The sequence below is a fragment of the Prochlorococcus marinus str. MIT 1214 genome (assembly GCF_027359355.1).
Classification (GTDB): Bacteria; Cyanobacteriota; Cyanobacteriia; order PCC-6307; family Cyanobiaceae; genus Prochlorococcus_B; species Prochlorococcus_B marinus_F.
This window is the reverse complement of the sequence record NZ_CP114777.1, coordinates 711,586-734,434: the sequence shown is the minus strand read 5'-3', so window position 1 is coordinate 734,434 and position 22,849 is coordinate 711,586. Positions and strand designations below refer to the sequence as shown.

Below are 22,849 nucleotides of genomic sequence, written 5' to 3'. Positions count from 1 at the left end.
GTCAAGATGTCACTTTGCTAGCAGTTTTTTTTCTTTGTAATTTTTCTACAACTGTTTCAGAAGAAATTTTTGCAATATCATTCAAACCGTTTGCATCAAACAATGGGGCTGTCGCCCAATCGAATCCTTTGCCAAAAGTATTGTCTGGAGAAACTATGTACCAATGGCATGCAGTGTCAGGTACATCCACTGCACATCTTGACCAATTATCACTCCACTGAGGTACTTGAACCCAAAGTAATGTTGAAAAAAATAGAGAGAATAAAGAAGTGAACATTTCTTTAGATTTACTTTAGCTTAGTGTTTTTTTCTCTTGACTGAGGATTTCAAAATTCTTTTTTTTGCAAGATAATCAAATAGTAATTATAAGTTAATCTAATTAATCTTCCTATCATCTTTTAAGTATCTCAGGAATAAAATTTCTTGGGACTCTTCATTTTCTCCAGAATGTACTATCCATTCTTTAAATTCTTGATAAAGAACGGATCTATCTATTCTATTTATTTCAGTCATCCTAATTAAGGTACAGCTAAGTGTGACTGAAATAATTTCTTCAATAGAAGGACTCTTCTTCAATTTTTCTTTTGGATCTAATCTAAATAAGCTAGTTCAAAATTCTCTCTGACGAGTCTGTTTTGCCATAATTTTATATTCAATTTATCAATCGAATATAATCATTTATAATTCTAAGGTATTTTTATAAATATTACTCTAAACTAGTTATTATTAGTTTATACTACTTTTTTAAATCTATCTTTCAATGGTAAAAGAAAGAAAAAACTCCTCAATCCTTATCTGGATTGAAGAGTTTTGGGAAGAAATAGAGGTTCAATTGTATGGAATAATAGGTGCAATATTATTCTTTATTATAGTTTATTTAATTTTCCAACCTCCTTGGATGAAAGCTATAGTTTATCTTTTTCAAAAGTAAATTCTCTGAAAGTTAACTCCTAAAGTACTAAGAAATCTATGGCCAATTAATTTAATAATGATTATTAGTGTTCTAAAGTTTTCTCTTTGGCGACTAATTCTATGAATTTCCATACAAGGGCATGTTTGTAGTCATCTTTGTTGGGACAAGCCGATACTACCTCCCGCCATGTGAAATCTTCTTCAGCTTTATTTTCTTCTAGTGGTGATCCAAAATCTCTTGCAAGATTAGAAAGAAAAGAGTATCCGAGTTTTTCAGAAATGTATTTGATTATTTCATCTGAGTAACTCATATAGAGCAAGAGTGTCTCAGCTTGATAGGTATGTCTTGTGCATGCCCCGTTAGAACAACCACTGCTTGCAATCTCTAAGCATGCTTTATGGTCGTAGGTTTCTTTAATTAAATCAATTAATTTTCCCATTTGATTCTTCAAGCATCACTAGTGTTATAGCTAATAAAAAATTTAATTACGCATTGAACCAAATAATCAAAAGAATTAAAAAAATAAATAAATGCTAATTTTTCATTGGATTGCAATTCTGTAAATTTACTAATTTTTATGGATTGCTAAAGTCCTTAAATTCAAGTAAAAAAAAGAATCCTTGATTTCGTGTTAAGCGAATAAAGAAAAATCTTATTAAAGATAATTAAAGCTAAATAGATAGTTCGAAACTTCTCAATAAATTTTTTAGAGAATAATTATTTCAGTCAACGAATCTTGAGTAAAGCCATCTAAAAAATGCTCCTATAACTGGAATATTACCAAACGTTCCAGAACAAAAATCAAAATAATCTCTATGTTCTTTAACTTTCCCTTCTTCATCAAATATTAATCTTGTTGTCCCATCGTATAAAAATTCGAGACCTTTTATTTTTAAACCCATTGTCCATTCAACAAAAGCAATATTCTTATTGATGGCAATTGAGTGTGATTCTAGATATATATCATCACATCTTTTGATTAATCCATATTGAGCATTGATATATGCATCAATTCCATTTCTTTCTTGGGTAGGATCGATGAATTTAACTTCTTGATTGTATAACGATTCCCATTCTTCCCTTGATGGAGCTTTCTCTCCATAGGATAGATTAAAGAATTTTTTTAATTCTTTCTCTTCGATGAGCATTGAATTTAAATTTAATAATTACAATTTAGATTATTTAAATAGACATCGCGTTAAAGCCATGTGATGTAGATAACTCAGAAATAGCTTAGATTTAGAGTCTATTCAATTAGCTCATATGAACAGGAAGAACATTCTTATTTCTATTGGTGTCCTTGGAATAGGAATAATCCTCTATAAATTGCTTTTAGGACTTGTCCTCCCAATAGCTTTGTTTGTCTCTCTTAGATATGTTCTGAAGTTTTTACTTAAAGACTCGGAGGCTGATTCGGTTAAGGAGGTTTCTAAGATTTTTACTAAAAGTGAGACCTCTACTTCAATTGACAACATAGTTGAAATTAAACCGATTGAAGAGAATCAACCTGCTAAGGAAGATCAACCTGCTAAGGAAGATCAACCTGCTGAGGAAGATCAACCGATTGAAGAGAATCAACCTGCTAAGGAAGATCAACCTGCTGAGGAAGATCAACCGATTGAAGAGAATCAACCTGCTAAGGAAGATCAACCTGCTGAGGAAGATCAACCTGCTGAGGAAGATAAACCTTACTAAGCGGTTAGAATTGGATAATTTTAATCACTAACAAGTTTCATTAATGGAGAAAAATTCAAAAAAAGGTTTTTGGGATTCAAAGCCTTATTGGTGTCAACCATGGTCAATTATTAGCTTTGGAGTTTTATTTCTAATTATTAGTTGGAAACTATTTAATAACATTATAATTTCTTCTGTTTTAGGCATTTTTATTCTTGTTTGGTGGATATTATTTTTAATACTTGCTCCGCTTTCTTATCAGGTAATAGACGAAAAATAAAATCCATTATTTATAAATTTATATTTTTAGCAGTAGCTTGAATAATGAAAAATACATTTAGATCGGGAATTTATAAAAAATAATTTTAGGTTAATTAATTATGCCTCCTAATGCAAACTTATTTTGGAAGGGAAGCCTAAGTAACTACCAGAAAATCTCTTCCGATTTGTCCAGTAAAATTCAACTAACTCTCTTGTGGAGCTTGTTATGAGTGCTTCTCTTCCTAATCTAAGCCCGGATGAAAGCTTTAGGCTCTTTTCTGAGTTCCAGCTTGAAGTGATAGAAGATTTCATAAGATACTCAAGTTGTTTGGTTAATTAAATACGGGAGAATCTCCTTGTCTTCATAGACGGTTTCATTAATCATACAAAGCAAATTAAATGGTTTTATTAGAGTGGAAACAAGAAAGCTGAGCCTCGTTAACACGGCCAACTCCAACTTTATAGTACATCTGTATTATATAATGTCAATAGCCTTCTTCGTGGAGGAGATAAAGATTAAAACTAATTTTAGAAGAAATATTTGTTTTATTTAGTCATGAGTTAAAGAATAAATTAAAATAAATGTATAAATTGTGTATACTATAATATTATTAAAATAATTTCATAGTATATATGGATCATAATTATATTATATATAGAGGCGTTTACTATAATACTATAATTATAGTAATATATATTCAATAGTCGTTATTAAAAAACATATTAACTTTATTTATTAATTATATTGACTCATTTAATATTAATAGTTAAGTTAATATTATCGATTATTTTAGGCAATTAAATAAATAAGTTATTAGCAAAGATTTTTATTTGATAGCCAATGAATTCGATATGTTATGAATAATTTGTAAATAGAAGATATTTTTACCCAAATGTAAACTTATCTATAATAAGTATTTCTTGTTTGGAGAAATCACTTTCTGATATACAATTTATCCACTCTTTATATTCTTGTGCAATTGCTAATTGGTCACCAGGACTAACCTCTACAGTTCTCTTTAAAATATGTGATAAACCTTTAACTAATATATCTTCTATATTTTTATTCTTTTTCATTTAATAGCTGCATGTATTCTAGAATAACCTTTTTTAAGTTAGATGTAAAGTGACAGATCATTATAAAATTAAAAATATATAGTTCAGATAGTCAAATATAAAAAAATTATGCAACATTAGTATCTTCACTATTATCTATTGAGGGTATAAAACCATATTCTTCTATTTCTTCAACTAATGTAAGCTTTGAATCTTTTTTTGTTGATTTTAGATTAAGTGTGTCAGATTCTATGACCTTTTCATTTTGATTAAACTCTTTAGATGATTTTTTTATTAATATATTTGATTTAATAGAGCTTATAAAATTCTCAATATAGTTAATATTAATTAAGTATATTGAGAAAACAATACCTAACAGAACTAAACGAATATTATGAAATAAAAAAAATGAAAGGACTAAAGTAGGAGATAAGTATTCTAGCAAATAATATATATTATTTCTTTTCATGATTAGGCAACATCCTGTTGATTTCTCTTGTTTTGTATTTCTAGTAATGTCAGATCATAGGATGATTGTATTTGATTATTATAATCTAGAGTATTAATAAATCTTGAAAAATAATCTTTCTTATGAATCGATTTATGCGTATCCTTTTTAGGTAATTCAGGTAGTTCTATTTCATTTTTGTTTAGAGATCTTATATATCTCTTTCTTTGCCCGCTATCTTCTATCAAGTTAGGGATATCATTATTCACTGAAGGTTGTTTTCGCGTATCTCTTGACTCTGTTATCAACATTAACTCTGAAAGACTTCTAATAAATGGAATCATGCTACATACCTCTCATCATCATTCTTAATTAAATTATTATTTAAATTATTTACTTTTTTATATGCATTTATGTAGTGCACGTCATAAGTGCCTAATCCTTCAACCTTAGGATTGTATAAATGTACGAATCCTTTCCTAGTCTTAGTTTTTTTATTCATAATCATAACTCAATGTAATCTTGTCATTCCTATTCTGTATTGTCTTGATATTACAAAGACTCTTAGGTTTATATTTTTCAAGCAACATATTCATTATACCCCAGTTCAAATTGTCAACAATTTCAGAATCAGTACTATTTTTTGCTGAAGAGCTAGAGTTTAGATTTATTTGGTCCATTAGTTGAATAGTGGGTGTAGATTAATAGTTTTTAAGAATATATATTAAACAAGAGAATCAATTTTTGTTCTATTTGATAGAAGCTTGCTAAGCTTTTTATTTTCATCTTGAAGATTATTGATCACTTTTTTATATGTCTCAATCTTATCTTTCAGGTATTTCACTTTTTCGCTTTCACTCTTACCGGAAGATGTACTCGCACTTTTTTTTCTCCCTTTTACTAAAACCCTTACAGCCGCTTCTGTCATTCTTTCTCCATTTTCGACGGCCTCGAATACTTTCTGACGCTCCTTATCTGTAACACCCTTGCCTCCCATTAGAGCTAATGATCTAGGTGTTAACGAAGCAAGTAGATTGTCGTCTATGTCAGAGCCGCTTAGCCAGTTCGTGTAAGCGCTGACAAGATCAACTGCGAATCTTTCGGAGCAATTGATCGCGCCGGACTTCAAAAAAGCCCTCCAGTTTCCGGGCTTGATATTACTCTTGATATCGGAGAGGTTAGCCGCAACGGCTCTCAGGGACTGCCCAACACAACTCAGTTCCTCGTTGATTTCAACGACTGACTCCTTTACATATTCCACTTGCGCGGGGACAAGGCCTTTGGTGACCTCAGTGTTTAGCGGAATACTCGCCAAGTCAACCACCTCCGTCGGCGATAAGTCCATAGATCCATGCGAACGCCTTCTTAATATACGCCTTGTGACGAATCGGAACAATGGGTACTAATGTACTATTAACCTTAACCTTAACCTTAACCTTTGATTAAGCTATTATTCCCTTTAAAACCAATTAACCTTATTAATTAACAGGTAATTGATAATATTAATTAATATTGATAAAGTAATAGGTGAGAATTTTAACAGCTTATAAAAATAGAATAGACTTTTTGAATTATATATAGATAAATGTTATTCTTTGCTATGAAAAAATAAGGAAAAATATATTATTGTTTAATAAACGTTCTGTTCAATAGTTTATCGTCAGATACTAGCACCATCTAAGTATTTATACTTAGATGGTGCTAGTATCTGACCTTGTCTAAATACTCGACCTTGAATACTAGGAGGTTGTTTTGGCTTTAATCAATTATCTCGGTTGGATGCTTTAACCTCGAGAGGCAAAGCTGCCATCTCTTGAATGTCGGCTCAGCCATGCCAAACAATTACCTCTAATCCCAGGTATATCATCACTAATATATTTTTCAATACATCAGTAGATATTTCAAAACCAACCTTTAGAAGTCAATTATACCAGTAGTCTTATTGGGCTTTATTACATCAATATAAGTTGGTTATGAGATGTTTAGGTAATAGGTTGTATTTTATTGAAAGTAGTTTTATTTGAAGGATTTTCAATTAATAATGGAAGTTACTAAAATATCTCCTCCAGTATCTGGTTTTTTACAAGTGAGACTGGATCAAGAGATCATTGATTATTTATGGAAAATTATTGATACATCCCAAAAAAACAAAAATAAGAATGCTAAGGGTGAATTAATAGGAAATATTTCTAAAAGTATTTTACTTGAAGATATAGATTCATTTTTTTTTAAATCTGTTTGTGTACCTTTAATTAAATATTACCGGGAAACCAATATCACAAGAACTGACCCTGTTGCTCGAAATGCCTTATTGGGTCCTAAAAGTAAATTGGTATTAGATAAACTTTGGGTCAACTATCAATATAAGACAGAATTTAATCCATATCATGATCACTCTGGTGTCTATTCTTTTGCTATTTGGTTGAAGATTCCATATGGATGGTTAGATCTAAAGAAATTACCTCAATATAATGATATGAATGATGATGACATAAAGGCAGGTTGTTTTGAATTTGAATATAATGATTCTCTTGGTGGAGTTCAGAATTATTCATATAGATTATCACCCGAACTTGAAGGAGTTATGGTTTTCTTTCCTGCTAAATTAAGACATTGTGTTTATCCATTTTATGAAACTGACGAACCAAGAATTTCAATAGCAGGTAATCTTTCTTATTTACCTTCTTGATTGAATTTAATTATTCTAAACTATATAAATGTTTCTAAATGCTGTTTTGAGGGGTTATTTTTAGTTGTTTAAGTGTATATTTAAATTAGGAATTAATTAATTCAAATTTTACATTAATCTAGACAATTAAATATATATGTATTTTCAGGACATAATTTCTAGCCTCAATAATTTCTGGAGTGAGAAAGGTTGTTTACTGCTTCAGCCGTATGATTTAGAGAAGGGTGCAGGAACGATGAGTCCTCATTCTTTTTTGAGAGCAATAGGTCCTGAGCCTTGGGCTGTCGCTTATCCAGAACCCTGCAGAAGACCAACTGATGGCAGGTATGGAGACAATCCAAATAGAGCTCAGCATTATTTTCAATATCAAGTTCTTATAAAGCCTTCTTTAGACGGTATACAAGAAATTTATTTGTCTTCCCTTGATGTATTGGGGATTTCAGCTAAAGATCACGATATTAGATTCGTAGAGGACAATTGGGAGTCTCCGACATTAGGCGCCTGGGGAGTTGGTTGGGAAGTTTGGCTTGATGGGATGGAAGTTACCCAATTTACATACTTTCAGCAATGTGGAGGTCTTGATTGCAAACCTGTTTCGATTGAGATCACTTATGGCCTTGAGAGATTGGCAATGTATTTACAAAATGTTGAAAGTATTTGGGACCTTTCCTGGAATGAAAAGAATAAATATGGTGACATCTGGCTTCCTTTCGAAAAAGGCCAATGTAAGTATAATTTTGAAGAATCTAGCTCGGGAAATTTAAGGAAACTTTTTGAAATTTATGAGGAAGAGGCTCATCAATTAATTGCTAAAAAGCTACCTGCACCTTGCCTTGATTACGTTCTGAAGTGCAGTCATACATTTAATTTATTAGAAGCAAGAGGGGTTATCTCTGTTACTGAGAGGACTAAGATTATTGCAAGAATTCGATCTTTAGCTCGTAAAGTTGCTGAGGCTTGGCTGGAGGAGAGAGATGCCCTTGGCTTCCCTCTTTCTGCTAAGAATTAATTAACTCTAAGTAATATTTTTAGATTAATTCGGTAACAAATAGTTCGAATAATATATCTCGCCGTATAAAAAGATACTTCTAAGAGCTTTCGCTCTGAATTGTCTTATTGAATACACTATTATTTGGTTGACATATTTGTGTGAGGACACAATGAAGCTTTTTCAGCGTTTGCTGGTAGCTCCTGCTGCTTTGGGCCTAATGGCACCATTAGCTGCAAATGCCGATGTTACTGCGGTATCTAACGAGTCTGATTTAAGTTCTGAAGTTATTCAAGCTCGTGTTGATGGCGTTGAAGCTCAACTCGGCGAAATAATGGCTGGTCAGTTCTCTTCATCTACAAAGATGAGCGGAAAGGCTGCTTTCATAACTGGTTATGTTGATGATGATGCTGAGTCAGATACTGACAGCATCACTATGGAATATATGTATCAGTTGAACATGAACACCAGTTTTACTGGTGAAGACATGCTCTATACAAGACTTAAGGCTGGTAATGTATCTGACCATTTCGTAGATAAGGGTCAAGGTACTTATCTTTCCGCTGGTAAGAACACATCAGATGCTCTTAAAGTTGACAAGATTTGGTATCAATTCCCAGTTGGCGATGACGTAACTGTTTGGGTTGGTCCAAAAATTGAGAACTACTACATGCTTGCAAGTTCTCCTTCTATCTATAAGCCTGTAACTAAGCAATTCACTCTTGGTGGAAATGGAACTGTTTATGGTTCTTCTACTAAAGCTGGTTTTGGTGCCGCTTATGTACAACCAACTGAAGATCCTTCAGCCGGTAGATTCGCAGTAAGTGTTGCTTACACAAATCAAAGTGGTGCAAAGTCTGGTAAGGACCAAGGACTTTTTGGTGAAGATGGTAAGTCAGCTTTACTTACTAAGCTTGAGTACGGAACCCCTCAATGGCAAGTATCTGGTGCTGTTGCATTGAAAGAAAATGGCTGGTCTGATAGCTACTTCACAACAGCTGCAGGCAAGGCAAGATCTGCGGCTGGTTCTGAAACTGCAGTCGGTTTAAGAGCATATTGGAAGCCTGATACAACAGGAGCTATTCCTGAAGTACAGCTTGGTTATGACGTTTCTACTATTGACGATGCTCCAACTGGATTTGCTGATGAAGCATCAGGTTGGATGGTTGGACTTGGTTGGAAAGACCTACTAATCGACGGAAACAGAGCTGGTGTTGCTTTTGGTTCAAGAGTTAGCGCTACTTCTATTGTTGGTGGTACTTCTGATCCTTCTGAAGATAACAGTGTTTGGGAAGCTTATTATTCCTTCAAAATTAATGATGGCGTAACAGTTACTCCAGCAATCTTTGGTGGTTCAGATGTTGAGTCTGAAGGCAAAGATGTTAGTGGAGCAGTTGTTCTAACTGAATTTAGATTCTAATTCTTTTAATTAATAGATTTGAAAACGCCCCAAATAAGGGGCGTTTTTTTTTGCATTAAAAAAGCCCCTGAAAAGGGGCTTTTCTTCTTTTTTATATTTTAGATTTACCAGCAGTTCTCACCCTCACCAATAGGGATGCAAACATTTGATTTCTTAGCTTTATCAGCAGCTTTTTGAGCGGCTTCATCAAGTTTTCCGTCCTCATCTGCTTCTTGATCAGTGGTCCATTCTTTTAAACCACCCATATCGCCATGTTTTTCCCCAGCCATTGAATTTTCAGGAATAATTGCGTTAGTCGCTAAAGCAGCTGCCGCCGCAAGGAATATCCCGATAGGTGATTTACTTGGCATAGTATTTTTTCGTTGTATTTATTTTGGTGGCTCAGGCCTTCTTATGAAAGTTCTTTTTTTACCTCTGCTTGTATAAAGTGATCGATTCAATCTCCTAATCTTCTTAGGATATTGCTGTAAGACTGAAAGATTAAATCTAACTCATCGGATCTTCCATGTTTTGCTAGTAAGCCTTTTGCTCCTGCATCAAGTCCAAATAAGAAATTTCTATCTTCGTTATTTTGTATATAGCTTTGAATCCAGCCTACGCATACATGTCGTTCACCATCTTTGACTTCAGCAACAGAATGTAGTTGAGTGCTCGGATAAATTATCATTTCTCCAGCAGAAAGTTTAATTTTTTCAGTTTTATTTATCGTCTGAATACATAATTCACCACCTTCATAATCTTCTGGCGAATTTAAAAATAAGGTAAAAGATAGATCACTTCTTCCTGAGGACATATAAGGATTATCAATATGTGACCCATATCTATGCCCAGCTAGAGATTGAGTAAACATGACTCCATGAATAAGACTAGGTAATGTAAAACTTTTTAGAAGAGGGTTCGAAATTATTTTATTAACAATGATATCTCTAAGCTCCTTGGATAATTTTGAATTTTTATCTAATTGAAAGTTAGATTTGATTTCTGCAGCATGGCTTCCAGCAGTTTTTTTGCCATCTTGCCATGATGATTTTTCTGCTTTTAGTTTATTAACTATTTGAAGTGCTTCTGATTTATTGATTAACGAATGAGTTAAATATTCCATGTTTATTATTTAGACTTCATTGCTATTCTAAAGTATAAATAAGATATCAATTTATACTTTAATACGTATAAAAGTTGCGAAGCCATATTTAGGTGTTTCTTCTTGTCTAGTCTATACAAAGATATTGATCACTTCCCTAGAAAGGTTAATGAATTTAATTAAGCGTCTTTTTACTTCAGTAGTAGCAGGCACTCTACTAGTTTCTTCAAGTTTAAATAATGCAAAAGCCTCTGATAGAGAAGTAAGAATTTATTCAGGCAGGCATTACAACACTGATAAGCAAATATATAAGAAATTTAACGAGGAGACTGGAATAAAAATTCGATTAATAGAGGCTACAGGTATTTCTCTAGTTGAAAGATTGAAAAGGGAAGGATCAAATTCTAAAGCCGATGTGATTCTTCTTGTCGATGCTGCTCGAATTAGCAATGCTGCAAAAAGTGGTCTTCTTCAGTCATATAGGTCTTCCAAATTAGACAAAAATGTTCCAGTGGAATATCGAGATCCTCAAGCAAGATGGTATGCCTTAACAAGAAGGGTGAGAGTTATGGTCGCTAATCCTAAGAAAGTTGATATAAATTCAATCAAAGATTATTCAGATCTTGCTAATCCTTCCTTGGACGGTCTTGTTTGTGTGAGAAAAAGGAGCAGTCCATACAATCAATCTTTAGTGGCTAATCAAATTGTCAATAAAGGAGAAGCAAAAACTAAAGAGTGGTTGAAAGGTATGATTTCAAATATTTCTCAGCCTTTTTTCCCTGGTGATATTGGTGTTATAAGAGCTGTTGCTCAAGGTAAATGTGGTGTAGGTATTGTTAATCACTACTATGTTTCAAGGATGCTCGCAGGTGTTAATGGTAGAAATGATAAAAGTTTGGCTAAAAAAGTAAAAGTTATTACTCCTAATCCAGCTCATGTGAATGTCAGTGCAGGAGGCATTGCTAGATATGCTGAAAATAAAGAGGAAGCGATTCAACTACTTGAGTATCTTGCCTCTCCTAATGGGAGTAGAGGATTAGCAGGTCCAACATTTGAGCACCCTTTAGTTGGTTTTAATAAAACAGATGAAGTTACACAATTTGGAGGATTTACTCCTGACAGTGTGACCATTGATCAATTAGGAACTAATAACAAGAAAGCAATAAAACTTATGAGAAAGGCAGGTTGGGATTAAGTAATTAAGAATAAGTTTTTAAATCTGTTTATTCTCAAGAGAAATTAGAAGATTGCTTTAAACTTTCACTCAGGGAGAGGTGGCTGAGTGGTCGAAAGCGAACGACTCGAAATCGTTTGATAGTTAAAGCTATCCGTGGGTTCGAATCCCACCCTCTCCGTATTGCTCAGAAGTTGATTTTTTCCTACATATTTTCTTGAAGATTTTTAAACTGACTTTATTGAATGTGCTTAGAATAAAGAAGAGGTAGAAATCATTTGAAAAAATTAGAAGAGCCTTCATTTTTTTATTATGAAGCAATTAATTTGATTGATTTAGAAGATTATGATGGGGCCATTAACTCTATTAAAAAGAACATTGATAGTCTTGAGAACCCAGATGATATTGCTTTAGCATATTTAAATTGTGGTTTCTTGAATGATAAGTTAGGAGAAAATTTATCTGCTATAGATGACTTCTCAAAGTCAATTTTTTTTGAATCTAAAATAGATATTATTAAACAAAGATCTAAAGATATTTCATTTAATGGTAGAAGTAATTCTAGATATAAAGCTGGAGATTATCAGGGAGCTATAGATGATAAAAGAAAAGCTAAAAAAATTAGATTATTGGAAATTGATAAATCCAATGAATTAGATACCACTAAAATAGATTATAAAAATATTTTGTTAGGTAAATTTAAAGACATGGATCTAGAACCTAAATATAATGCTCTGATTAAAGGTTCAGAAATACGAAAAAGTAAATATGATTTAATTGCAGATTATATAAAAGTGATTAGTGAGAAAAGAAAAGAGGAGGTAATAAATAAATTAGAGGTTATTAGTGAATCAAAGTATAAAATAGGAGATTTTAAAGGTTCTATTAAAGCTATTAGAAGAGCAGAGAAATATTATTGATAATAAAAAAATGGATTTATTTGTTTTTACCAATAAGGATCACTAAAAAATTCAACATTTAGTTCCTTTTCATCTGGAACTGTTGCAATACATGCACGGACCACTTCACCATTAACTTCTATTTCGCAAGCACCGCAGCTACCTCCTAGGCATCCAGTAGGGATCTCGAGACCAGCATCATAGGCAGCTTTTAACCAATCAATGCCAGGAGAGCAATTGCTTGATTTCTTATTAGGCCAGTTTATTTTCACTGTATTCATTGTTAAAATCATTTGATTAAAATATCTATATTTATATTTTTTTCGAAGGCATCAGTTAATAAATCTAATAATTTTTCTCTTTTATCACTATTGTTTTCTTCATCAAGTCTTAAATGATTTAATCCCTTTTTCTGTCTTATTTTATTGATCCATTGCCTTCGCCATTCATCATTTTCAAAAATTCCATGTAAATAAGTTCCTCCAATAAAGCTTTTATCTTTTTTTTCAATTACCCACCCTAAAGAACTGTTTTTAAATAGAGAAATAATTTCTGAATCTTTATTATTGATCAAATCACTTTCCCCATAATGCATTTCAAACCCTTTTATTTTCTGAGAGCCTGGCCATGAAACTCTTTCTTCTATTTGTGAGGTGTGCTTGATTTCTCCAAAGGTTGTTTTTATTGGAAGAAGGTTCATCCCAATATTTGAAAATGTACTTAGTTCATCATTGCTTTCCTTATTATGAGGATCTTCCAATGATTTTCCAAGCATTTGTAATCCTCCACAAATGCCAAAAATATTACCTCCATTTTTTGCATAATCTTTTATCTGATTGCTCAAACCAGAATTATTTAGACTCTCTAAATCTTTAATAGTTTGTTTGCTTCCAGGAATTATTAATACATCAGGTTGGCCTAGGCTTTGGCCAGGTTCTATCCATCTAATTTGAATACTTGAATCACTAAAGAAAGGGTCTAGATCAGAAAAATTACTAATTCTAGGTAATTTTATGATTGCTATTTCTATTTCTGCACTTTGATTTATTTGTTTCCTTTCAAGTAGATCAAGGGAATCTTCAGGGGGGAACATCTCTTGTAGCCAAGGTAATATTCCTAAAACTGGGATTCCTGTTTCTTTTTCTATCCATTTAACTCCTGATGCAAATAAGGCTTTGTCGCCTCTGAATCTATTAATAATTATTCCTTTAAGTAATTTTTTTTCATCAGGTTTCATCAATGCAATTGTTCCAATGATTTGGGCGAAAACGCCCCCTCTTTCAATATCTGCCACTAAAATACAATTTGCATTTAAAAATTTTGCTAATTTCAAATTCGTAAGATCTTTATGTTGTAAATTCACCTCTACCGGACTTCCAGCCCCCTCAAGAATCAGTCTTCCGTCTCTTTGGCTATTTGATAATGTTGATAGGCCTTTTTTAATGGCTTTCCACCCTGAATCAAACCAATCTTCGTAATAATTTATCGCTTTACTAGTTCCTACACTTTTACCTAGGTGAATCACTTCACTTGTACAATCCCCCTTTGGCTTCAGAAGAACAGGATTCATTTCAGCACTTGGTTCTAATCCTGCTGACCAAGATTGAAGGGCTTGAGAATATGCCATTTCTCTTCCCTTAGTGTCAACCCAAGCGTTATTGCTCATGTTTTGGCCCTTAAAAGGAATTGGCTGTTCCCCTTTCCTTTTTAAATATCTGCAAATAGCTGTAGCTATGAGTGTTTTCCCCGCACCACTAGAGGTCCCTAAAACCATTAAAGGAGTACGTTTTAGTTCTATGCTCATCTTGGATATAATTGGTATTTTAGGCATTTAACTAATTTTTTTATAAGCGATATTTTTTTAGTAAATAAATCTGTACTGCTTTCTATAACTTGTCTACCTATTGGTGTAATACGAACTTTTGAAGTAAGGCCTTGGCCATCAACTTCCCTTCTTAAAACACCTATTTTAATTAATTTAAGAAATTCATTCTCTATGAATGAAGCACTATTGATAAACATAAACTCTTGATTCAGATATTTTGATTTTTTCTCAAAAACATTTTGAGCACTTAGGCTCCCTTTTTGAAGACTTTGAAAAAGAAATAATTTGAAGGGAGAATTCCTAATCCCTTTCTTTGCTCTTTTAAAGATTTTTTGGTCAATCAGCAACATTTAATTAAAAGGATTTATTTTTTTAATAGACGATCAATAATGATCGTAAGTATTAAAAAACTTAGATTTCTATGTTTGTGCTTGCCTCTGCATCTAAAGCACGTCAAAAATTACTTGATCAAATAGCTTTGAGACACAAAGTTATTGTAAGTGATTTTGATGAGACACAGCTTCAGGAATTAGATCCAATTTTGAAGGTCAAATTATTAGCTAAGGGTAAAGCTGATAGTGTATTAAAAAAGTTGATAGCAAAAAATCATGCCTTAAATACTTATCAAGCTTTATTAGGTTGTGATTCTTTGTTTGAGTTTAAGGGGGGGATTTTCGAAAAACCAATGAATAAAGAGCAATTGATATCTAGATGGCAAAGGATGTCTGGTCAATTTGGTTTTTTACATACTGGTCACTATTTGATTTCATTGGATAATTCCAAATCTGATATGAAAAGTATTTTACAAAATAATAGTTGTGAAGGAGTTGTGAGCACAAAAATTGAATTTATGAATTTATCCAATTTGGAGATTAATAAATATGCTTCAACTTCAGAACCATACAATTGTGCAGGAGGCTTTGCGATTGAAGGAAATGGAGGACTTTTTATTAAAAAAATAGATGGATGTTTTAGTAATGTTATTGGTCTTAGCTTACCTTGGTTAAAAAATAATTTAGAAAAATTGGGTTTATCTCGCTTGCTTTTAGATAGATAAATAATACTAAGATCAAATATTTTTAAACATAAAAAAAGCCCTCTTTAATAGAGGGCTTTTTAATTTTATTAATAGATCTAATCTAGATCAGGCATTGAAAGAGCAGGCTCTTGAGAACGACTGATACCTTTTTCAAATCCAGCTGCAGCGGCTCTCGCACGACCAGCATGCCAAAGATGACCTACAAAAGTAAACCAACCAAGGAAGAATTGAGCACCTGCTAGCCATTGACGCAAGTTAACAAAGTTAACAGCATTAGGCTCAGTAATGATTCCACCAACAGAGTTGATAGAAGCGTTTGGAGCATGTGTCATGTATTCAGCAGCACGGCGCACCTGCCAAGGCTGAATATCATTTTGAATCTTCTCAAGGCTGAGACCATTTGGTCCTCTAAGAGGCTCAAGCCATGGTCCTCGGAAATCCCAAAAACGCATAGTCTCTCCACCAAAGATGATTTCACCAGTAGGAGAACGCATTAGGTATTTACCTAAACCAGTTGGTCCCATCGTTGAACCTACATTCGCTCCAATTCGTTGGTCTCGAACTAGGAATGTAAAACTTTGGGCCTGAGAAGCTTCAGCGTTTGTAGGACCGTAGAACTCAGATGGATAAGCGGTGTTGTTAAACCAGATAAAACATGAGGCAACAAAACTTGCGACACAGATTCCACCTAATGCATAACTTAGAAGTCCTTCACCATTCCAGATAAAGGCTCTTCTTGCCCAACCGTAAGGCTGAGTGAAGATATGGAAAAGACCACCGATTATTTCAATTACTCCCAGGTAAACATGTCCTCCGACAATATCTTCCATTGAGTTAACACCAACCATCCAACCACCACCACCCCAAGGGGTTGATAGTAGATATCCAAAAATAATTCTTGGATCGAGTGTTGGGTTGATCAACCTAACCTCTCCTCCACCTGGAGCCCAAGTGTCATATGCACCACCTATGTACATCCAATTTATGGACCATAGAAGAGCACCAACACCTAGAACAACCAAATGAAAACCAAGAATGTTGGTCATTTGGTTTTTATCTCTCCAGTCAGTTGAGAAGAATGGGAAATCTTCTTCAAGTTTCTCTGGACCTGCAAGGGAGTGAAAAACACCACCAAAGCCAAGAATTCCAGATGCAACTAAATGAATAACACCAGCAATGAAGAAGGGCCATACATCTGTGACTTCTCCACCTGGACCAATGCCGTATCCAAACATGGCTACGTGAGGCATACAAATTAAGCCTTGTTCCCACATGGGTTTATCCATGGTGAAGTGACTTACTTCGAAAAGCATCATCGCGCCAGCCCAGAACACGATTAGTCCTGCGTGAGCAATGTGAGCACCTAATAGCCTTCCAGAAAGGTTAATTAGCCTTGCATTTCCTACATACCAGGCGTAACCAGTCTCTTCAAGACTTTGATTAGGGGCTTTAAGTAAACTATTAAAGGGCGTTTCCACGTGGGAGTACCTCCTCAGGGAATACAAAGTTTTCGTGTGGCTGGTCTACAGAAGACATCCATGCACGCATACCTTCATTAAGAAGGATATTTTTGGTGTAGAAAGTTTCGAATTCAGGATCTTCAGCAGCTCTTATTTCTTGGCTGACAAAATCGTAAGCGCGAAGGTTTAGAGCTAATCCGACTATTCCAATTGATGCAGCCCACATGCCTGTTACTGGCACGAATAGCATCAAGAAGTGAAGGAAACGCTTATTTGAGAAAGCAATACCGAAGATCTGGCTCCAGAAACGGTTTGCAGTAATAAATGAGTAAGTTTCTTCTTCTTGAACTGGATCAAAACCTCTGAAGGTAGAACTCTGAGCTTTGCCGTCAGAGTACTGACTTGAATCTTCGTAAAGGGTGTTCTGAACTGTTGCACCGTGAATAGCACAAAGTAGAGCACCTCCAAGAATTCCTGCTACTCCCATCATATGGAATGGGTTGAGAGTAATGTTGTGGAATCCTTGTATGAAGAGAATAAAACGGAATATTGCTGCAACTCCAAATGAAGGAGCGAAAAACCAACTGTGCTGTCCTAAGGGATAGATAAGGAAGCAAGCAGTAAATACTGCAATAACTGCTGAGAAAGCCAGAGCGTTATATGGACGGATACCAACTAGTCTTGCAATTTCGAATTGACGAAGCATGAAGCCAATAAGACTAAATGCGCCGTGCAGAGCAACGAAATTCCATAGGCCACCAAGCTGGAACCAGCGTGTTAAATCACCCTGTGCTTCTGGTCCCCAAAGGAATAGAAGACTGTGACCCATGGCATCGCCAGGAGTACTAACAGCGGCTGTGAGGAAATTACATCCCTCAAGGTAAGAACTGGCTACACCATGGGTGTACCAGGAAGAAACGAAGGTTGTACCTGTAAACCATCCACCAATAGCTAGGAAAGCTGTAGGGAAGAGAAGTAGTCCAGACCAACCAACAAATACGAATCGGTCGCGCTTTAACCAGTCATCGAGGGCGTCAAACCAACCTCGTTCTGTTGCGCTTCCAACAGCGATCGTCATGGGAGGAGCGTTGCTGAGCTTTTGTATACGTCGGAGACTTTAACAACGATGACGGGGTTTGTGGGTAAATCTTTAACTTGATGAAATCCCTTGTATTGAAATGAGATAAAATAAATGTTTTTTATTGCTACTTTTTATATGTCAAAAACTTAGTCTATATAATGTTTTGAAAGGGATATGCTTCCCAATTTTATGAACTTATGTCATCTGAATCAAATTTAAGCCAATCAGAAAAAGAGTTATCCGGTTTGGTTTTAGAACAAAAAATTAAAGGATCGCGTAAGGTTTCGAACTATTTAGTTGCATCGATGCTAAGTATTGGTGGTGTTGGATTTTTGTTAGCTTCATTCTCTAGTTACTTTGGAAGAGACTTTTTACCACTAGGGACCCCCTCTACCTTGATTTTTGTTCCTCAAGGCTTAGTTATGGGGTTGTATGGTGTAGCGGCTTTCTTGCTAGCTCTTTATTTTTGGCGGCTTATAAGCATCGATTATGGTTCTGGTGTTAATAGATTTGATAAAAATAAAGGAGTTTTATCTTTATCTAGGAGAGGGTTTTTAAAGAATATAGAAATAGAAATCCCGATAGATGAGATTAAAGCTGTGAAATTAGAGGTAAGAGAGGGTTTTAATCCACTAAGAAGAGTATCTTTGAGAATTAAAGGTAGAAAGGATTTGCCAATATCTAGAGTTGGATCTCCTAAACCATTATTGGATTTGGAGAACGAAGGTGCTGAAATTGCTAGATTTTTAGAGGTTAACCTTGAAGGAATGTAAAAAGAGAAATAAAATTATAAAGATTTTAAATCATACAACTTATAGATTTTTTCAACCAGTTTATATTTTTCTAATTGTAAATTTGATATTAATAACTGGATGTTCTTCTTTAAAGGAAAATGAAAATATAGATATATGTTCTTCTACAAGATTTCCATGTTTAAAATCAAATGAATATGTCTTACTTATTACTAATAAAGGGAATATAAAACTAGAGCTCTATGGGGAATTGGCTCCAATAACTGTTGGTAACTTTATAGATCTTGTTGAAAAAGGTGTATATAATAAAACAATTTTTAATAGGGTTATAAAACAACCCTACCCCTTTTTAATTAGAGGTGGAGACAATAGTTTAATAGAAAATAAAAATAACTTACAAGATACTAAAACAGGAAAAATAAGATACATTCCCTTAGAAATAAAACTAAAAACGAATAACTTACCAACATATGGAAAAGAAATTGATGCGTCTAGTCAAATAAATAATATCGAACTTAAGCACAAAAGATCATATTTATCTATGGCAAGATCAAAATCAGTAAATTCAGCAAGTTTGCAGTTTTATATATTGCTAAAATCTTTGCCAGAACTTGACGGAAGGTTTTCTGTTTTTGGAAAAGTGATTAGTGGGATGAATATAGTTGATTTGATCGAAGAAGAAGATTTTATTATTGAGGCAAAAAGAATCGATTCTTGATTGAAAATATTATTTTTTAGCTTTTAACATTTCAGTGTTAACTCCTGAGGCTCTTTTAAGCGCAACTTTTCCAGTCCTGGCTATTTCTAAAATTCCATAAGGTTTCAATAAGTTTTCTAGAGCAACAAGTTTGCCTGGATCTCCAACAACTTCAAGTGTCAAAGCATTATCAGAAACATCTACAACTTTTGCTCTAAAAACTTGAACAAGATCTAAGATTTTTCCTCTATTATCTGATGATGCAGAGACCTTTAAGAGCATTAATTCTCTTTCCACAGCTGGTAAAGTGGTTAAATCAAGAACTTCTAAAACATTTATTAATTTGTTAAGTTGTTTAGTCATTTGTTGAAGTGTTGATTCGTCCCCTTGAACAACCATTGTTAATCTAGAGATTCCTTTTGCTTCTGCTGGGCCAACAGCCAAGCTATCAATATTAAATCCTCTCCTTGCAAAAAGGCCTGCAATCCTGCTTAATGCTCCAGATTCATCTTCAACTAAAACTGAAAGTGTGTGCTTCATATTTTTTACTTAGAAGTTTTTAAGTTTTTCAGCCATTTCAGAACAATTTGATTGAAATGTTGAGGTGATTCATCGTGGAGGCAATGCCCTGCTTCATTAATTACAGATAATTTAAGCCAAGGATGGAGCTTTATTAGTTTTTTTGCTAAAAATATTGGTATCAATTTATCCTGTTTGCCCCAAATTAATAAAATTGGCGGGCGATTTTGAAGGTTTTTAATCTTTTGAATGATAGATGGACCTTTTGCAGAATTGGGTCTATTGCTCATTCCAATGCACATAGCTCTAAGAGCTTTGGAGGCATTGATTCTCCTCGCAGGGACTGTAACTATCCTCTTTAATGGCGTATCATTTGAAATTGAACGAAAATAAGCGCTTTGAAGCGCAAAAGTAATTAATTTTGTTCTTGATATTAAATTTATTAATGTCTTAAGTGGAAATAAATGAAAAACAATTTTTATCAAAAAAGTTTTAACTTTTATTAGCCAACTTGGAAAAGAAAATTTAATTGGATTAATAAAAACTGGCTCTGGTATTGGCGCTGCAATAATTGTTTTTATTAACTCAGGTCTCTCAGAGAGGGTTGTGATTGCTGTTAAAGCTCCCAAGGAGTTCCCAATTAATATAACCTTACCGTTATTTTTAATATCTACAATTTCATCAAGAAAAGAAGCTAATTGATTTGCCCAAAATTGATTCTCTAAATACTCTACTTTTCCTTGAAGATTTTGCTCTGATTTCCCAAAACCTATTAAATCTATTCCAAAGACCCTAAAACCTTCTGAAGCAAATACTTCTGCATTATTTCTCCAGTGATCGCTGCTGGCTCCAAACCCATGAATTAGAACAATGGGAGGATTAGATTCATTTCCAGTCACTCTGAAGTGAACCCTAAGATCTTTGTAGCGCCAATATTTAGATTCACCCCAGTCAGGGGATTCAACGAAAGGGTCTTTGTTAAAAATATTTGACTGCATTTAGTTCAAAAATCACTTTAACTTTTAGCTTTATATTTTTTATTCCATTTTAAGTTTATTTTAAAAATTTGCGGATGCCTTTGGATTGTTATCTGAATGTAAGGGCTTTAGGTTTTAATAGTAAATGAGTTAAATTATCTGAATGGCCTCAGAAATTTTTGGAATCGCTGCAGTCTTTTGGGTTTTAATTCCCGTTGGGCTTTTAGGAGGAGTACTTCTTTTGAAACTTCAAGGTGATTAATTTCCACAATCCATAGTTTGCCCATTTAAGCTCCAATCTTGTAATGAATTCAACTATGCAAGTTCTGGTGATTGGTGGCACAGGAACTCTTGGTCGCCAAATAGCCAAAAACGCCATAGATGCAGGGCACAAAGTGCGCTGTATGGTTAGAAAACCAAAATCTGCTTCATTTCTTCAAGAGTGGGGTTGTGAATTAACTCGTGGCAATTTAATAAACAAAGAAGATATTGAGTACGCTCTTGATGAGGTTGATGCCGTTATTGATGCAGCTACTAGCAGACCTGATGATCCCCGCAGCGTTTACGAAATAGATTGGGATGGAAAATTAAATTTATATAATGCGTGCGAAGAAAAAAATGTAAAAAGAGTTGTATTTCTATCTTTGTTTGGTGCAGAAAAGTATAGAAACATCCCTTTAATGGACATTAAATATTGTACTGAAGAATTATTGGTAAGTTCATCTTTGGACTACACCATCTTGCAAGGTGTTGCTTTCATGCAAGGGGTAATAGGTCAATTTGCTATTCCTATCTTAAATAATGAGCCAGTTTGGATAAGTGGAAATCCCACTGATATTGCTTATATGAATACGCAGGACATAGCTCGATTTGCTGTTGCAGCTTTAGACAGGCCCCAAACGATAAAAGGAAGATTCCCTATTGTTGGACCCAAAGCTTGGAGCGCTAAAGAATTAGTAGATTTATGTGAAAAGTTCAGTGAAAAAAGAGCAAGAGTACTAAAAGTTTCTCCAACAATAATTTCCGTTGCTCAATCAGTTGTATCGTTTTTTGAACCAACCTTAAATGTAGCCGAAAGGCTAGCTTTCTCTGAATTGAGCGGTAGTGGAGGTAAATTGGATGCACCCATGGATGATACTTATGTTGCTTTTGGCTTGAATCAAGCCGATTCAACAACTATGGAGGGGTATATAAAAGAGTATTACGGAGTCATATTGAAAAGGCTTAAAGATATTGGAGTTGATCTTGATATTGAAGAGAAAAAGAAATTCCCGATATGAGCTATTGCAAAAATATAGTTAATATGTACTATTAAGGAAAATCTTTCTTCTGATGTCAGTTAGTCAAATCAAGAACCTTAATAGAAGACTCGAAAATCTATCTAAAGAAGCTTCTGCAGAACTAGATAAGTTATGTGGTAATGAGTTATGGAAAAGTATTGGATTTGAGGCTTTTGATGGTTTTTCTGATGCAAGTTTAAGAGCTTCCGCGAATTATTATTATGGACAATTTCAAACTGCTCGAGAGTTGCAAGACATTTTTAGTTAAATATACATTTATTGTTTAATTAAAGACTTTTTAGAATACAATCATTTTAGTTAATTAGTGATGCAAAAAAAAACACATGATTGAAACATCTGGCGTGATTGAAAAAGAGCAAGGAAATGGATTCTATCTTGTAACTCTTGAACAGCCCGCTGGACATCAATGCTTGTGTAGGGCAGCAGGTAAATTGACAAAATTTAGAATAAAATTGCTCGCAGGAGATAAAGTTCTTGTTGAAATAAGTCCCTATGATTTAACAAGAGGTCGTATTACCTATAGAGAAAGAAATGTAGGTCCTGGAGCAGGAAGGCAAGGCGGTAATAGACCAGGAGGGCCAAGGAAAAGATAATT

32 protein-coding genes and 1 tRNA gene are annotated in these 22,849 nt (G+C 34.0%); 15 read left to right on the top strand and 18 right to left on the bottom strand.

All coding sequences use genetic code 11. The annotated features are described in order from the left end of the window. Position 1: 1 nt before the first annotated feature. The 4 genes from O5639_RS04470 to O5639_RS04455 all read right to left on the bottom strand — a co-directional run bounded on the left by O5639_RS04470 (position 2) and on the right by O5639_RS04455 (position 2,061). Entirely contained in the window at positions 2-277 is a 276-nt protein-coding gene (locus O5639_RS04470; protein WP_269625276.1) for a hypothetical protein, read from the bottom strand. 98 nt (positions 278-375) lie between these two features. Continuing rightward, positions 376-576: a hypothetical protein gene (locus tag O5639_RS04465; RefSeq protein WP_269625275.1), complete on the bottom strand. Its 201-nt coding sequence runs from the start codon at positions 574-576 to the stop codon at positions 376-378. A gap of 419 nt (positions 577-995) precedes the next feature. After that, the gene (locus tag O5639_RS04460; protein WP_269625274.1) at positions 996-1,352 is read right to left on the bottom strand and encodes a DUF7222 domain-containing protein; all 357 of its coding nucleotides are present in this window, start codon (positions 1,350-1,352) and stop codon (positions 996-998) included. A 283-nt stretch (positions 1,353-1,635) separates the two neighbouring features. Then, positions 1,636-2,061 (bottom strand): nuclear transport factor 2 family protein, encoded by a 426-nt coding sequence (locus tag O5639_RS04455; protein WP_269625273.1) that lies wholly within the window; start codon positions 2,059-2,061, stop codon positions 1,636-1,638. Between the two features lie 115 nt (positions 2,062-2,176). On the opposite strand from O5639_RS04455, the gene O5639_RS04450 reads away from it, so the two are divergent. Together O5639_RS04450 and O5639_RS04445 are read left to right on the top strand one after the other, a co-directional pair. Then, complete coding sequence (locus O5639_RS04450) at positions 2,177-2,608, top strand: hypothetical protein (RefSeq protein WP_269625272.1); 432 nt, start codon at positions 2,177-2,179, stop codon at positions 2,606-2,608. A 43-nt stretch (positions 2,609-2,651) separates the two neighbouring features. Further along, complete coding sequence (locus O5639_RS04445) at positions 2,652-2,867, top strand: DUF6737 family protein (RefSeq protein WP_269625271.1); 216 nt, start codon at positions 2,652-2,654, stop codon at positions 2,865-2,867. Between the two features lie 107 nt (positions 2,868-2,974). Here the strand turns inward: O5639_RS04445 and O5639_RS04440 are convergent, their stop codons facing one another. From O5639_RS04440 to O5639_RS04420, 5 genes are all read right to left on the bottom strand, one after another. Further along, the gene (locus O5639_RS04440; protein ID WP_269625270.1) at positions 2,975-3,160 is read right to left on the bottom strand and encodes a hypothetical protein; all 186 of its coding nucleotides are present in this window, start codon (positions 3,158-3,160) and stop codon (positions 2,975-2,977) included. Between the two features lie 573 nt (positions 3,161-3,733). Continuing rightward, positions 3,734-3,925, bottom strand: coding sequence for a hypothetical protein (locus O5639_RS04435; protein WP_269625269.1), 192 nt, complete (start codon positions 3,923-3,925; stop codon positions 3,734-3,736). 106 nt (positions 3,926-4,031) lie between these two features. Further along, a complete protein-coding gene (locus O5639_RS04430; RefSeq protein WP_269625268.1) occupies positions 4,032-4,373 on the bottom strand; it encodes a hypothetical protein in 342 nt (113 codons plus the stop codon). 2 nt (positions 4,374-4,375) lie between these two features. Continuing rightward, positions 4,376-4,696: a hypothetical protein gene (locus tag O5639_RS04425; protein WP_269625267.1), complete on the bottom strand. Its 321-nt coding sequence runs from the start codon at positions 4,694-4,696 to the stop codon at positions 4,376-4,378. 380 nt (positions 4,697-5,076) lie between these two features. Next, the gene (locus O5639_RS04420) at positions 5,077-5,676 is read right to left on the bottom strand and encodes a hypothetical protein (RefSeq protein ID WP_269625516.1); all 600 of its coding nucleotides are present in this window, start codon (positions 5,674-5,676) and stop codon (positions 5,077-5,079) included. A gap of 717 nt (positions 5,677-6,393) precedes the next feature. On the opposite strand from O5639_RS04420, the gene O5639_RS04415 reads away from it, so the two are divergent. The 3 genes from O5639_RS04415 (at position 6,394) to O5639_RS04405 (ending at position 9,449) form a co-directional block, all read left to right on the top strand. Continuing rightward, complete coding sequence (locus O5639_RS04415) at positions 6,394-7,041, top strand: putative 2OG-Fe(II) oxygenase (RefSeq protein WP_269625266.1); 648 nt, start codon at positions 6,394-6,396, stop codon at positions 7,039-7,041. 136 nt (positions 7,042-7,177) lie between these two features. Beyond that, positions 7,178-8,050, top strand: a complete 873-nt coding sequence (glyQ, locus tag O5639_RS04410; protein WP_269625265.1) for a glycine--tRNA ligase subunit alpha — start codon at positions 7,178-7,180, stop codon at positions 8,048-8,050. A 151-nt stretch (positions 8,051-8,201) separates the two neighbouring features. Next, positions 8,202-9,449 carry an iron uptake porin gene (locus tag O5639_RS04405; RefSeq protein ID WP_269625264.1) on the top strand — a complete coding sequence of 416 codons (1,248 nt, stop codon included), beginning with the start codon at positions 8,202-8,204 and terminating at the stop codon, positions 9,447-9,449. A gap of 104 nt (positions 9,450-9,553) precedes the next feature. On the opposite strand, the gene O5639_RS04400 is transcribed toward O5639_RS04405, so the two are convergent. Both O5639_RS04400 and O5639_RS04395 read right to left on the bottom strand, forming a co-directional pair. Next, the gene (locus O5639_RS04400; RefSeq protein ID WP_269625263.1) at positions 9,554-9,799 is read right to left on the bottom strand and encodes a hypothetical protein; all 246 of its coding nucleotides are present in this window, start codon (positions 9,797-9,799) and stop codon (positions 9,554-9,556) included. A gap of 86 nt (positions 9,800-9,885) precedes the next feature. Further along, entirely contained in the window at positions 9,886-10,551 is a 666-nt protein-coding gene (locus O5639_RS04395) for a Fe2+-dependent dioxygenase (RefSeq protein ID WP_269625262.1), read from the bottom strand. A gap of 148 nt (positions 10,552-10,699) precedes the next feature. Between O5639_RS04395 and O5639_RS04390 the strand changes: the two genes are divergently transcribed. The 3 genes from O5639_RS04390 (at position 10,700) to O5639_RS04380 (ending at position 12,624) form a co-directional block, all read left to right on the top strand. Then, positions 10,700-11,725: an extracellular solute-binding protein gene (locus O5639_RS04390; RefSeq protein ID WP_269625261.1), complete on the top strand. Its 1,026-nt coding sequence runs from the start codon at positions 10,700-10,702 to the stop codon at positions 11,723-11,725. Between the two features lie 73 nt (positions 11,726-11,798). Continuing rightward, positions 11,799-11,885 (top strand) — tRNA-Ser (locus O5639_RS04385). 97 nt (positions 11,886-11,982) lie between these two features. Next, a complete protein-coding gene (locus tag O5639_RS04380; RefSeq protein ID WP_269625260.1) occupies positions 11,983-12,624 on the top strand; it encodes a hypothetical protein in 642 nt (213 codons plus the stop codon). 26 nt (positions 12,625-12,650) lie between these two features. Here the strand turns inward: O5639_RS04380 and O5639_RS04375 are convergent, their stop codons facing one another. The 3 genes from O5639_RS04375 to O5639_RS04365 are packed head-to-tail and all read right to left on the bottom strand — an operon-like array spanning position 12,651 to position 14,778. Further along, positions 12,651-12,884: a 2Fe-2S iron-sulfur cluster binding domain-containing protein gene (locus O5639_RS04375; protein ID WP_269625259.1), complete on the bottom strand. Its 234-nt coding sequence runs from the start codon at positions 12,882-12,884 to the stop codon at positions 12,651-12,653. 8 nt (positions 12,885-12,892) lie between these two features. Then, on the bottom strand, positions 12,893-14,407 hold the full coding sequence (locus O5639_RS04370) for a cobyric acid synthase (protein ID WP_269625258.1): 1,515 nt from the start codon (positions 14,405-14,407) through the stop codon (positions 12,893-12,895). Continuing rightward, complete coding sequence (locus O5639_RS04365) at positions 14,404-14,778, bottom strand: Npun_F0494 family protein (RefSeq protein WP_269625257.1); 375 nt, start codon at positions 14,776-14,778, stop codon at positions 14,404-14,406. The genes O5639_RS04370 and O5639_RS04365 overlap by 4 nt, the downstream gene beginning before the upstream one ends. Positions 14,779-14,849: 71 nt before the next feature. Between O5639_RS04365 and O5639_RS04360 the strand changes: the two genes are divergently transcribed. Beyond that, positions 14,850-15,485, top strand: coding sequence for a nucleoside triphosphate pyrophosphatase (locus tag O5639_RS04360; protein WP_269625256.1), 636 nt, complete (start codon positions 14,850-14,852; stop codon positions 15,483-15,485). Positions 15,486-15,562: 77 nt separating this feature from the next. Here the strand turns inward: O5639_RS04360 and psbC are convergent, their stop codons facing one another. Beyond that, the gene (gene psbC, locus O5639_RS04355) at positions 15,563-16,945 is read right to left on the bottom strand and encodes a photosystem II reaction center protein CP43 (protein WP_011294856.1); all 1,383 of its coding nucleotides are present in this window, start codon (positions 16,943-16,945) and stop codon (positions 15,563-15,565) included. After that, positions 16,929-18,005, bottom strand: a complete 1,077-nt coding sequence (gene psbD / locus O5639_RS04350; protein WP_036905018.1) for a photosystem II D2 protein (photosystem q(a) protein) — start codon at positions 18,003-18,005, stop codon at positions 16,929-16,931. Before psbD ends, psbC begins: the two co-directional genes overlap by 17 nt. A gap of 200 nt (positions 18,006-18,205) precedes the next feature. Here psbD and O5639_RS04345 point away from each other — a divergent pair, with 200 nt between their 5' ends. Both O5639_RS04345 and O5639_RS04340 read left to right on the top strand, forming a co-directional pair. Beyond that, positions 18,206-18,781: a photosystem I assembly protein Ycf4 gene (locus O5639_RS04345; RefSeq protein ID WP_269625255.1), complete on the top strand. Its 576-nt coding sequence runs from the start codon at positions 18,206-18,208 to the stop codon at positions 18,779-18,781. Between the two features lie 82 nt (positions 18,782-18,863). Further along, positions 18,864-19,478 (top strand): peptidylprolyl isomerase, encoded by a 615-nt coding sequence (locus tag O5639_RS04340; protein ID WP_269625253.1) that lies wholly within the window; start codon positions 18,864-18,866, stop codon positions 19,476-19,478. Positions 19,479-19,487: 9 nt separating this feature from the next. On the opposite strand, the gene ilvN is transcribed toward O5639_RS04340, so the two are convergent. Next, positions 19,488-19,997, bottom strand: a complete 510-nt coding sequence (ilvN, locus tag O5639_RS04335; protein WP_269625252.1) for an acetolactate synthase small subunit — start codon at positions 19,995-19,997, stop codon at positions 19,488-19,490. A 5-nt stretch (positions 19,998-20,002) separates the two neighbouring features. Continuing rightward, a complete protein-coding gene (locus O5639_RS04330; RefSeq protein WP_269625251.1) occupies positions 20,003-20,974 on the bottom strand; it encodes an alpha/beta fold hydrolase in 972 nt (323 codons plus the stop codon). Positions 20,975-21,116: 142 nt separating this feature from the next. Between O5639_RS04330 and petM the strand changes: the two genes are divergently transcribed. The 4 genes from petM (at position 21,117) to infA (ending at position 22,847) form a co-directional block, all read left to right on the top strand. After that, positions 21,117-21,215: a cytochrome b6-f complex subunit PetM gene (gene petM / locus O5639_RS04325; RefSeq protein WP_011294850.1), complete on the top strand. Its 99-nt coding sequence runs from the start codon at positions 21,117-21,119 to the stop codon at positions 21,213-21,215. Between the two features lie 55 nt (positions 21,216-21,270). Beyond that, positions 21,271-22,233 carry an NmrA family NAD(P)-binding protein gene (locus O5639_RS04320; protein WP_269625515.1) on the top strand — a complete coding sequence of 321 codons (963 nt, stop codon included), beginning with the start codon at positions 21,271-21,273 and terminating at the stop codon, positions 22,231-22,233. Positions 22,234-22,285: 52 nt separating this feature from the next. After that, entirely contained in the window at positions 22,286-22,501 is a 216-nt protein-coding gene (locus O5639_RS04315; protein ID WP_269625250.1) for a hypothetical protein, read from the top strand. Positions 22,502-22,577: 76 nt separating this feature from the next. Then, positions 22,578-22,847, top strand: a complete 270-nt coding sequence (infA, locus tag O5639_RS04310) for a translation initiation factor IF-1 (protein WP_269625249.1) — start codon at positions 22,578-22,580, stop codon at positions 22,845-22,847. The last annotated feature ends 2 nt before the right edge of the window (positions 22,848-22,849 follow it).

Bases quoted from the DNA above. Each gene is read 5' to 3' on its own strand.
- O5639_RS04470 (WP_269625276.1), bottom strand. From the start codon at position 277: ATGTTCACTTCTTTATTCTCTCTATTTTTTTCAACATTACTTTGGGTT.
- O5639_RS04460 (WP_269625274.1), bottom strand. From the start codon at position 1,352: ATGGGAAAATTAATTGATTTAATTAAAGAAACCTACGACCATAAAGCA.
- O5639_RS04455 (WP_269625273.1), bottom strand. From the start codon at position 2,061: ATGCTCATCGAAGAGAAAGAATTAAAAAAATTCTTTAATCTATCCTAT.
- O5639_RS04450 (WP_269625272.1), top strand. From the start codon at position 2,177: ATGAACAGGAAGAACATTCTTATTTCTATTGGTGTCCTTGGAATAGGA.
- O5639_RS04445 (WP_269625271.1), top strand. From the start codon at position 2,652: ATGGAGAAAAATTCAAAAAAAGGTTTTTGGGATTCAAAGCCTTATTGG.
- O5639_RS04440 (WP_269625270.1), bottom strand. From the start codon at position 3,160: ATGAAATCTTCTATCACTTCAAGCTGGAACTCAGAAAAGAGCCTAAAG.
- O5639_RS04435 (WP_269625269.1), bottom strand. From the start codon at position 3,925: ATGAAAAAGAATAAAAATATAGAAGATATATTAGTTAAAGGTTTATCA.
- O5639_RS04430 (WP_269625268.1), bottom strand. From the start codon at position 4,373: ATGAAAAGAAATAATATATATTATTTGCTAGAATACTTATCTCCTACT.
- O5639_RS04425 (WP_269625267.1), bottom strand. From the start codon at position 4,696: ATGATTCCATTTATTAGAAGTCTTTCAGAGTTAATGTTGATAACAGAG.
- O5639_RS04415 (WP_269625266.1), top strand. From the start codon at position 6,394: ATGGAAGTTACTAAAATATCTCCTCCAGTATCTGGTTTTTTACAAGTG.
- glyQ (WP_269625265.1), top strand. From the start codon at position 7,178: ATGTATTTTCAGGACATAATTTCTAGCCTCAATAATTTCTGGAGTGAG.
- O5639_RS04405 (WP_269625264.1), top strand. From the start codon at position 8,202: ATGAAGCTTTTTCAGCGTTTGCTGGTAGCTCCTGCTGCTTTGGGCCTA.
- O5639_RS04400 (WP_269625263.1), bottom strand. From the start codon at position 9,799: ATGCCAAGTAAATCACCTATCGGGATATTCCTTGCGGCGGCAGCTGCT.
- O5639_RS04395 (WP_269625262.1), bottom strand. From the start codon at position 10,551: ATGGAATATTTAACTCATTCGTTAATCAATAAATCAGAAGCACTTCAA.
- O5639_RS04390 (WP_269625261.1), top strand. From the start codon at position 10,700: ATGAATTTAATTAAGCGTCTTTTTACTTCAGTAGTAGCAGGCACTCTA.
- O5639_RS04375 (WP_269625259.1), bottom strand. From the start codon at position 12,884: ATGAATACAGTGAAAATAAACTGGCCTAATAAGAAATCAAGCAATTGC.
- O5639_RS04370 (WP_269625258.1), bottom strand. From the start codon at position 14,407: ATGAGCATAGAACTAAAACGTACTCCTTTAATGGTTTTAGGGACCTCT.
- O5639_RS04365 (WP_269625257.1), bottom strand. From the start codon at position 14,778: ATGTTGCTGATTGACCAAAAAATCTTTAAAAGAGCAAAGAAAGGGATT.
- O5639_RS04360 (WP_269625256.1), top strand. From the start codon at position 14,850: ATGTTTGTGCTTGCCTCTGCATCTAAAGCACGTCAAAAATTACTTGAT.
- psbD (WP_036905018.1), bottom strand. From the start codon at position 18,005: ATGACGATCGCTGTTGGAAGCGCAACAGAACGAGGTTGGTTTGACGCC.
- O5639_RS04345 (WP_269625255.1), top strand. From the start codon at position 18,206: ATGTCATCTGAATCAAATTTAAGCCAATCAGAAAAAGAGTTATCCGGT.
- ilvN (WP_269625252.1), bottom strand. From the start codon at position 19,997: ATGAAGCACACACTTTCAGTTTTAGTTGAAGATGAATCTGGAGCATTA.
- O5639_RS04330 (WP_269625251.1), bottom strand. From the start codon at position 20,974: ATGCAGTCAAATATTTTTAACAAAGACCCTTTCGTTGAATCCCCTGAC.
- petM (WP_011294850.1), top strand. From the start codon at position 21,117: ATGGCCTCAGAAATTTTTGGAATCGCTGCAGTCTTTTGGGTTTTAATT.
- O5639_RS04320 (WP_269625515.1), top strand. From the start codon at position 21,271: ATGCAAGTTCTGGTGATTGGTGGCACAGGAACTCTTGGTCGCCAAATA.
- O5639_RS04315 (WP_269625250.1), top strand. From the start codon at position 22,286: ATGTCAGTTAGTCAAATCAAGAACCTTAATAGAAGACTCGAAAATCTA.
- infA (WP_269625249.1), top strand. From the start codon at position 22,578: ATGATTGAAACATCTGGCGTGATTGAAAAAGAGCAAGGAAATGGATTC.